The sequence below is a fragment of the Mycobacterium sp. 1274756.6 genome (assembly GCF_001668625.1).
Lineage (GTDB): Bacteria > Actinomycetota > Actinomycetes > Mycobacteriales > Mycobacteriaceae > Mycobacterium.
Map to the genome: position 1 here is coordinate 57,863 of NZ_LZLJ01000094.1, position 9,056 is coordinate 66,918.

Annotated in this window: 7 protein-coding genes and 1 pseudogene; 3 read left to right on the plus strand and 5 right to left on the minus strand. The window is 74.7% G+C overall.

Annotation, left to right across the window (positions count from 1 at the left end):
- From A5643_RS16785 to A5643_RS16795, 3 genes are read left to right on the plus strand one after another with little or no spacing between them, the layout of a single operon-like run.
- Positions 1-1,635, plus strand: coding sequence for a CocE/NonD family hydrolase (locus A5643_RS16785; RefSeq protein WP_066858238.1), 1,635 nt, complete (start codon positions 1-3; stop codon positions 1,633-1,635).
- 13 nt (positions 1,636-1,648) lie between these two features.
- On the plus strand, positions 1,649-2,404 hold the full coding sequence (locus tag A5643_RS16790) for an enoyl-CoA hydratase (protein WP_066858241.1): 756 nt from the start codon (positions 1,649-1,651) through the stop codon (positions 2,402-2,404).
- Between the two features lie 12 nt (positions 2,405-2,416).
- The gene (locus A5643_RS16795) at positions 2,417-2,812 is read left to right on the plus strand and encodes a hypothetical protein (RefSeq protein WP_066858243.1); all 396 of its coding nucleotides are present in this window, start codon (positions 2,417-2,419) and stop codon (positions 2,810-2,812) included.
- Between the two features lie 116 nt (positions 2,813-2,928).
- Here A5643_RS16795 and A5643_RS16800 read toward each other — a convergent pair whose 3' ends face one another.
- From A5643_RS16800 to infB, 5 genes and pseudogenes are all read right to left on the minus strand, one after another.
- Entirely contained in the window at positions 2,929-4,239 is a 1,311-nt protein-coding gene (locus A5643_RS16800; RefSeq protein WP_066858247.1) for an MATE family efflux transporter, read from the minus strand.
- On the minus strand, positions 4,232-5,431 hold the full coding sequence (locus A5643_RS16805; RefSeq protein ID WP_066858250.1) for a glycosyltransferase 87 family protein: 1,200 nt from the start codon (positions 5,429-5,431) through the stop codon (positions 4,232-4,234). The genes A5643_RS16800 and A5643_RS16805 overlap by 8 nt, the downstream gene beginning before the upstream one ends.
- Complete coding sequence (locus A5643_RS16810; protein ID WP_231995651.1) at positions 5,413-6,390, minus strand: DHH family phosphoesterase; 978 nt, start codon at positions 6,388-6,390, stop codon at positions 5,413-5,415. Before A5643_RS16810 ends, A5643_RS16805 begins: the two co-directional genes overlap by 19 nt.
- A complete protein-coding gene (gene rbfA, locus A5643_RS16815; RefSeq protein WP_066858256.1) occupies positions 6,387-6,899 on the minus strand; it encodes a 30S ribosome-binding factor RbfA in 513 nt (170 codons plus the stop codon). The genes A5643_RS16810 and rbfA overlap by 4 nt, the downstream gene beginning before the upstream one ends.
- Before the next feature lie 3 nt (positions 6,900-6,902).
- Positions 6,903-9,056, minus strand: a pseudogene (gene infB / locus A5643_RS16820) (translation initiation factor IF-2); the annotation flags it as partial.

Below are 9,056 nucleotides of genomic sequence, written 5' to 3' on the forward strand. Positions count from 1 at the left end.
ATGGCTGTGCTGCGCCGGCGGGGTGATCACGGTCTCGGCCGGCTGCTGGGGCTGCGCAAACCGACGAGCCTGTTCACCCGGACCCGGGTGCGGGTGCCGATGCGCGACGGCGTCGAGCTGCTCGCCGACCACTACGCCCCGGTGGGCGCGGCGGCGGGCACCGTGCTGGTGCGCTGCCCCTACGGGCGCGGGCTGCCGACGTCGCTGCTGTTCGCCCGGCTCTACGCCGCCCGCGGCTACCACGTGGTGCTGCAAAGCGTGCGCGGCACGTTCAGCTCCGGCGGGCAGTTCACCCCGATGGTGCACGAGGCGGCCGACGGCGCCGACACCGTGGCCTGGCTGCGCCGCCAGCCGTGGTTCACCGGGACGTTCGCCACCATCGGCCTGTCGTATCTGGGGTTCACCCAGTGGGCGCTGCTCACCGACCCGCCGCCGGAGCTGACCGCCGCGGTGATCGCCGCGGGCCCGCACGACTTCAGCGCCACCTCGTGGGGCACCGGGGCGTTCGCGCTCAACGATTTCCTGGGCTGGAGCGACCTGATGGCCCACCAGGAGGGCCTGCGGCGGGTGCGGCTGCTGGGGGCGCGCCGGCGGGTGGCCCGCACCGCGGGCCGGTTGCCCGCCGGGGCCGCCGCCCGCGCGATGCTGCGCGACCGCGCCCGGTGGTACGAGTCGTGGCTGGCGCACCCGGACCCGGCCGACCCGTTCTGGGAGCCGCTGCGGGTGCCCGCCGCCCTGGAGCGCGTCGACATCCCGGTGCTGCTGGTCGGCGGCTGGCAGGACCTGTTCGCCGAGCAGACCCTGCACCAGTACCGGCGGCTGCGCGAGCGCGGGGTGCCGGTCGCGTTGACGATGGGCCCGTGGACGCACAGTCAGCTGCTCACCGCCGGGCTGGGCACGCTGTGCCGGGAGTCGTTGGCGTGGCTGGACACCCACCTGGCCGGCGGCCCGGACACCCGCGGACAGCGGGTGCGGATCAAGCTCACCGGAGGCGGCTGGGTGCAGGCCGGCGACTGGCGGCCCGCACCCGCCGCGCAGGTGCTGCATCTGCACCCGGGCCGGCTGGCCGCCGCCGCGCCGCCCGCCGGGCTGGCGCCGGCGTCGTTCCGGTTCGACCCGGCCGACCCCACCCCCACCGTGGGCGGGCGGCTGCTCTCCGCCGACAGCGGCTATCGCGACGACCGGCGCCTGGCCGACCGCGCCGACGTGCTGACCTTCACCGGCGCGGTGCTCACCGCGGAGCTGACCGTGACCGGACGCCCGGTGGTGGAGTTGGACCACAGCGCCGACAACCCGCACGTGGACCTGTTCGTCCGGCTCAGCGAGCTGCACCCGGACGGCCGGTCGGTCAACGTCGCCGACGGCTACCTGCGGCTGACCGGCCGGCCCGGCCCGGTGCGCCTGGAGTTGGACACCGTCGCGCACCGGTTCTCGGCGAGTTCGCGGATCCGGTTGCTGGTCGCCGGGGGCAGCCATCCGCGGTTCACCCGCAACCTGGGCACCGGGGAGCCGGTGCTCTCCGGGGTGACGCTGCGGCCGGCCACCCACACGGTGGCGTTCGGTGCCTCGCGGCTGCTCCTGCCGGTGGGCGCGCCGGGCCTGGACCGGCCCTGGCCGGCCCTGACCGGGCACTGACTACGGTGAGTCCATGACCGACGACATCCTGCTCATCGAGACCGCCGACCGGGTGCGCACCCTGACCCTGAACCGGCCGCAGGCGCGCAACGCGCTGTCGGCCGCGCTGCGGGAGCGCTTCTACGCCGCCCTGGCCGACGCCGACCGCGACGACGACGTCGACGTGATCATCCTGACCGGCGCCGACCCGGTGTTCTGCGCCGGGCTGGACCTCAAGGAGCTCGGCAGCACCGCCGAGCTGCCCGACATCTCGCCGCGCTGGCCGGCGCTGCGCACCCCGGTGATCGGGGCGATCAACGGCGCCGCGGTCACCGGCGGGCTGGAGCTGGCGCTGTACTGCGACATCCTGATCGCCTCCGAGCGGGCCGCCTTCGCCGACACCCACGCCCGGGTGGGCATCCTGCCGACCTGGGGGATGACGGTGCGGCTGCCGCAGAAGGTGGGGGTGGGGCTGGCCCGCCGGATGAGCCTGACCGGTGACTACCTCGACGCGGCCGGGGCGCTGCGCGCCGGGCTGGTCACCGAGGTGGTGGCCCACGAGGAGCTGCTGCCGGCCGCCCGCGCCGTCGCCGCCTCGATCGTGGGCAACAACGCCGCCGCGGTGCGCGCCCTGCTGGCCTCCTATCACCGCATCGACGAGGCGCAGACCGCGCCGGGGCTGTGGCTGGAGGCCGCCGCGGCGCGCCAATGGCTGGCCGGCACCAGCGGCGACGACGTCGCCGCCAACCGCGACGCGGTGCTGGCCCGCGGCCGCGAACAGGTGCGCTGAGCGGGCGTTGCCGTGACCCGGCCGCCGTACTATCCCCAGCCGCCGTACGATGCCGAACCGCCGTACGTCGCCGAACCGCAACGCCCGCTATGGGATCCGGTGCTGACCGCGGCGCTGACCGGGGTGCTGCTGCTGGTGATGGCCGGGGCGCTGCTGTATTCGCTGTTCGCCGGGATGGCCACCGCCGCGTGTTCGCCGGCCCGCCCGTGCGACTCCGACCTGATCAACGCCGCCTACCCGGTGGCCTGGGGCGGTGCCGCGGTGGCGGTGCTGGTCACGATCGTCGGCGTCATCGTCGCCGCGCTGCGCCGCCGGCTCCTGGTGATCTGGCCGGTGATCGGCTGGGTGATCTTCCTGAGCACCTACCTGGCCGGCGCGGTCATGCTGACCAGCGGGCTGCCCGACTGAGCGCTCAGCGCCGGCGCCGAGCGTGCGCCCAGCGTCCCGTTCGCACTCGAGCGTGAACCTGGGTGCACGGTGGGCGGGGGGCGAAGCGGTGGGTGCGCAGCGCCGGGCGCGCGCGCTCAACCCGGGTCGGTCACCGCCCAGCGGCCCGAGGCACCCCGAGAGCCCACCAGCACCAGCCGCAGCACCATGAACGCGGTCAGGCCCGACCAGATCCCGGCCAGCCCCCACCCGAACACCAGCGCCAGCCAGATCAGCGGCAAGAAGCCCACCAGCGCCGCCAGCACCGTCGCGTTGCGCATGAACCTGGCATCCCCGGCACCCAGCAGCACACCGTCGAGACCGAAAACCGCTCCGGCGATGGGCAGTTGGGCCACCAAAAACCACCAGGGCACCCCGATCGCCGCCCGCACCGCCGCATCGTCGGTGAACAGAGCGGGCAGCACCGGCGCCCCGGCCGCCAACAGCAGTGCCAGCAGGCTCGCCGCGGCCGCCGAGTAGCCGGTCACCCGCCGCGCCACCGCGACGGCGTTCCCGCGGTCCCCGCCGCCCAGCGCCGCACCGACCAGCGCCTGCGCCGCGATCGCCAGCGAGTCGAGCACCAGCGACAGAAACGTCCACAACTGCAGCACCACCTGATGCGCGGCGACCGCCGCCGCCCCGAACCGCGCGGCCACCGCCGCCGCCGACACGAAGCAGGCCTGAAACGCCAAGCTGCGCACCAGCAGATCCCGGCCCATCACCAGCTGCGCGCGCAGCACCGCCGGGGCCGGCGCCAGCCGCACCCGTTCGGTGAGCAGGGCGGCGAGGAACAGCGCCGCGGCCAGCCACTGCCCCACCAGGTTGGCCACCGCCGAACCGGGCAGCCCCAACCGCGGCAGCCCGGCCAGCCCGTACACCAGCGCCGGGCACAGCAGCGCCGACACCGCGAACCCGGCCACCACGAACCGCAGCGGCCGGACCGTCTCCTGCACGCCGCGCATCCAGCCGTTGCCGGCCAGCGACACCAGGATCGCCGGCACCCCGAAGATCGCGATCCGCAGCCACGACAGCGCCGCCGCGGCGATCGTCGCGTCCCCGGCCAGCGCCGCCAGCAGCGGCTCGGCCACCAACTGCACCGCCGCCACCACGACCGCCCCGATCGCCAGCGCCAGCCAGGTGGCCTGCACCCCCTCGGCGACCGCGGCGCGATACCGGCCCGCCCCGAACTGCCGCGCCGCCCGGGCGGTGGTGCCGTAGGACAGAAACGTCGCCTGCGAGCCGACCACCGCCAGGCTCAACCCGCCGATCGCCAGCCCGGCCAGCGGGACCGCACCGAGCCGGCCGACGATCGCGGTGTCGAACAGCAGATACAGCGGCTCGGCGGCCAGCACCCCCAGCGCCGGGGCGGCCAGCGCGACGATGCGCCGGGCGGTCGGGGTGTCAGCCACGCTCGGGTTCCACCGGGGTGGCGGGGCCGCCGGCGCCCAGCACCGCGACGAGGGCGACGCAGGCCAGCACGAAACTGTCCCGCAGCGCCTCGCCGCCGACGCGCAACGCACCGCCGGGATGGGCGTCGACGAGCAGTTGGCCCAGCCGGTGGGCGCGAACCACCAGCAGCAGCCAGACCGCCGCGGCGGCGGCGGGCGGGAGCCAGCGCCGCCGCGCGCCCCGGCTCCAGCCGGCCAGCACCCCCAGCGCCGGCACCAGCCACACCAGATGGTGCGGCCAGCTCACCGGGGTGATCACCGGCGCCACCAGGCCGGTCACCGCCGCGCCCGCCACTTCGCCGTGCCCGCGCCAGGCCCGCCGCGCCGCCCACATCCCGACGCCGGCCAGCAGCGCCGCACCGGCCAGCCACACGGGCCCGACCGCGTCGGCGGGCAGCAGCCGCAGCAGCGCCCCCTGCAGCGACTGGTTGCCGATCGTGGCGTTGTTGGCCAGCCCGACCCGCTCCCCCAGATGCCACAGCAGCTCGGTGAAGTAGCGCCGCGAGTCGGTGAAGGACACCGCGGCGGCCGCGGCGGTGGCGGCCAGCGCCGTGCCCAGCGCCGTCGCCGCCGCCCGCGCCCGGCCGGTCACCAGCAGGTAGACCACAAACAGCACCGGCACCAGCTTGATGGCGGCGGCCAGCCCGATCAGCACCCCGGCGGGCAGCCACCGCGGGCGCGCGCCCAGCAGGTCGGCCAGGCACATCGCCATCAGCAGCACGTTGATCTGGCCGAAGCCGAGGTGGTCGGTGAGCGGTGAGCTCACCGCGGCGGCCACCAGCAGCCCGCCGATCGCCGCCGGGCGCGCCCAGCCGCCGGCGGGCAGCACCGCCGCGAACGACACCGTGATCACCCAGGCCAGCAGGGCCAGGGTGGCCAGCGTCCAGCCGGCCACCACCACCGGCCACGGCAGCGCCAGCAGCGGCACGAACAGCCACGCCGCGAACGGCGGGTAGGTGAACGGCAGGTTGTGCGGGAAGGCGTCCCCGTAGAGGCCGAGGCGATGCCAGACCGCGTCGCCGGCCGCCCGGTAGACCTCCAGGTCGTAGGGCCCGACCAGCCAGCACCGCACGGTCAGCGCGGTCAGCGCGAGGCAGACCGCCGCGATCGCCGCGGGCCCCAGGGCGGCGCGGGTCAGCCCAGCGCCGCGCACAGTGCCGCTGTCACCTCGCCGACCGGGCCCACGGCGGTGTAGCCGGCCGCCAGCCGGTGCCCGCCGCCGCCGAACCCGGCGGCCACCACCGACAGGTCCACCGCCGACTTGGCCCGCATCGACACCGACCAGCGCTGCGGCTGCACCTCCTTGAACACCGCCGCGACCTCGGCCTGCGCGGTGGTGCGCACGATGTCGACGATGCTCTCGATCTCCTCGGCGCGGGCGGCCGCGCATTCCCGGTGGTCGACGATGGCGTAGACCAGCCCGCGCCCGGCCGCCGCGGCCGGCTCGAGCACCGCCGAGGCCAGCACCCGCGACAGCATCGGCAGCCACGCATACGGGTGGGTGTCCATCAGCACCCGGCTGATCGCGGCGTTGTCCACCCCGGTCTCCAGCAGCCGCGCGGCCAGCCGGTGCGCCCGCGCGCTGGCCCAGCGGAACGATCCGGTGTCGGTGGCCAGCCCGGCGTACAGGCAGTGCGCGACATCGGTGTCGATCGGCCGGCCCCACGCGTCGATCAGGTCGGCGACCAGCAGCGTGGTGGAGTCGGCGTCGGCGTCGACGAAGTTGGCCGTGCCGAACAGCTCGTTGGAGGCGTGGTGGTCGATGACCAGCACCTCGCGCACCGGGTCGGCCAGATCCCCCAGCGCGCCGAGCCGGTCGACGCTGGGGCTGTCCACGGTCACCGCCAGGTCCACCTCGCGGCGCAGCGCCTCGGGGGCGACCAGCAGGTGCCCGCCGGGCAGGCTGGTCAGCGACTGCGGCAGCCGGGCCGGCGCGGCGAAACTGACCTGCACGTCCGTGCCGTCGCGCTCCAGCACGGTGGCCAGCGCCAGCCCGGCGCCGATGGTGTCGGCGTCGGGGTGGACGTGGCAGACCACCGCGACCCGGCCGGCGGCCGACACCAGCGCGGCGGCGCCGGCAGCGTCAACGTCTCGTCGGGTCGGGGCGTTCACCTGCCGCCGTCGAATCGCTCGTCTTCGGTGTTTTGGTCGTCGGTGGCTTCGTCGTCGGCCGGTTCGTCGTCCTCGGCGGTCGGGCGCACCCGGTAGGGGTCGGCCTCCCCGGCCGGTGTGGCGCCCGCGCGGGCCCGGGCCAGGTCGGCGTCGGCGGCCTTGGCCGCGGCCAGCAGCTCCGCCATCCGGTTGGCGGTGTCGGGCACCGTGTCGCGGGTGAACGCCAGCGTCGGGGTGAACCGCACCCCGGTCTCGGCGCCCACCTTGGTGCGCAGCAGCCCCTTGGCGCTCTCCAGCGCCGCCGCCACCCCCGGGTAGTCGGGCACGTCGTCGAGGGTGCGGCCCAGCACCGTGTAGTACAGGGTCGCGTCGTGCAGATCGGCGGTGACCTTGGCGTCGGTGATCGTCACCCCGGTCAGCCGGGGATCTTTGATCTCGTGCTCGATCGTCGAGGCCACGATCGCCGCGATCCGCTTGGCCAGTCGGCGGGCCCGGGCCGGATCAGCCATCTGCTAGCTCCGCTCCTTCTCCACCAGCTCGTAGGTCTCGATGACGTCGCCTTCCTTGATGTCGTTGTAGGTCAGCGTCAGACCGCATTCGTAGCCGTCGCGGACCTCGGTGACATCGTCCTTTTCCCGGCGCAGCGAGGACACGGTGAGGTTGTCGGCGACCACCACCGAGTCGCGCAGCAGCCGCGCCTTGGCGTTGCGGCGCACCACCCCGGAGGTGACCAGGCAGCCGGCGATGTTGCCGACCTTCGACGACCGGAACAGCGCCCGGATCTCGGCGCGGCCGAGCTCCTTCTCCTCGTAGATCGGTTTGAGCATGCCCTTGAGCGCGCTCTCGATCTCCTCGATCGCCTGGTAGATCACCGAGTAGTAGCGGATGTCCACGCCCTCGCGGTTGGCCAGCTCGGTGGCCTTGCCCTCGGCGCGCACGTTGAACCCGATGATGATGCCGTCGGAGGCCGACGCCAGGTTGACGTTGGTCTCGGTGATGCCACCGACACCGCGGTCGATGACCCGCAGCGCCACCTCGTCGTCGATCTGGATGCCCATCAGGGCCTCCTCGAGGGCTTCGACCGTACCGGCGTTGTCGCCCTTGAGGATCAGGTTCAGCTGGTTGGTTTCCTTCAGCGCCGAGTCCAGGTCCTCCAGCGAGATCCGCTTGCGGGAGCGGGCGGCCAGCGCGTTGCGCTTGCGCGCGTTGCGCTTGTCGGCGATCTGCCGGGCGATGCGGTCCTCGTCGACCACCAGCAGGTTGTCGCCGGCGCCCGGCACCGAGGTGAAGCCGAGCACCTGCACCGGCCGCGACGGGGTCGCCTCCTCGACGTCCTCGCCGTGCTCGTCGACCATCCGCCGGACCCGGCCGTAGGCGTCGCCGGCGACCACCGAGTCGCCGACCCGCAGCGTGCCGCGCTGCACCAGCACGGTGGCCACCGGGCCGCGACCGCGGTCCAGGTGCGCCTCGATGGCCACCCCCTGGGCCTCCATGTCCGGGTTGGCCCGCAGGTCCAAAGCGGCGTCGGCGGTCAGCAGCACCGCCTCCTCCAACGCCTCGATGTTGGTGCCCTGCTTGGCGGAGATGTCGACGAACATGGTGTCGCCGCCGAACTCCTCGGGCACCAGCCCGTACTCGGTGAGCTGCCCGCGGATCTTGGCCGGGTCGGCGCCCTCCTTGTCGATCTTGTTGACCGCCACCACGATCGGCACGTCGGCGGCCTGCGCGTGGTTGATCGCCTCCACCGTCTGCGGCATCACGCCGTCGTCGGCGGCGACCACCAGGATCGCGATGTCGGTGGCCTTGGCCCCGCGGGCCCGCATGGCGGTGAACGCCTCGTGACCGGGGGTGTCGAGGAAGGTGATCAGCCGCTCACTGCCCTCGAAGTCCACCATCACCTGGTAGGCGCCGATGTGCTGGGTGATGCCGCCGGCTTCGCCCTGCCCCACGTTGGCCTTGCGGATGCTGTCGAGCAGCCGGGTCTTACCGTGGTCGACGTGACCCATCACGGTCACCACCGGCGGGCGGACCTGCAGGTCCTCCTCGGTGCCCTCGTCCTCGCCGTAGGACAGGTCGAAGGACTCCAGCAGCTCGCGGTCCTCGTCCTCGGGCGAGACGACCTGCACCTTGTAGTTCATCTCGCTGCCGAGCAGCTCGAGGGTGTCATCCCCCACCGACGCGGTGGCGGTCACCATCTCTCCGAGGTTGAACAGCGCCTGCACCAGCGCCGCCGGGTTGGCGTCGATCTTCTCGGCGAAGTCGGAGAGCGACGCGCCGCGGGCCAGCCGGATCGTCTCCCCGTTGCCGCGGGGCAGCCGGACACCGCCGACCGCCGGCGCCTGCATCGAGTCGAATTCCTGACGCTTCTGCCGCTTGGATTTGCGGCCGCGCCGCGGGGCGCCGCCGGGCCGGCCGAAGGCACCGGCGGTGCCGCCGCGCTGGCCGGGCCGGCCGCGACCGCGGTAACCGCCGCCGGGGGGCGGCGGGCCACCGCCACCGCGGAAACCGCCGCCACCGCCACCGCCGCCGGCGCCGTCGGCGAACCGGCACCGGCACCGCGACCGCCGGGCCCGGGCCGCGGACCGCCGCCGGGGCGGGCGCGGCCGGGCATGTTCGCCGGCCGCGCCGGCATGTTGCTGGGGGTGGCGCCGCCGCCGGGCCGCGGC

Excerpts from the sequence above, each read along its gene's own strand:
- A5643_RS16790 (WP_066858241.1), top strand. The coding sequence starts at position 1,649 with ATGACCGACGACATCCTGCTCATCGAGACCGCCGACCGGGTGCGCACC.
- rbfA (WP_066858256.1), bottom strand. The coding sequence starts at position 6,899 with ATGGCTGATCCGGCCCGGGCCCGCCGACTGGCCAAGCGGATCGCGGCG.
- A5643_RS16785 (WP_066858238.1), top strand. The coding sequence starts at position 1 with ATGGCTGTGCTGCGCCGGCGGGGTGATCACGGTCTCGGCCGGCTGCTG.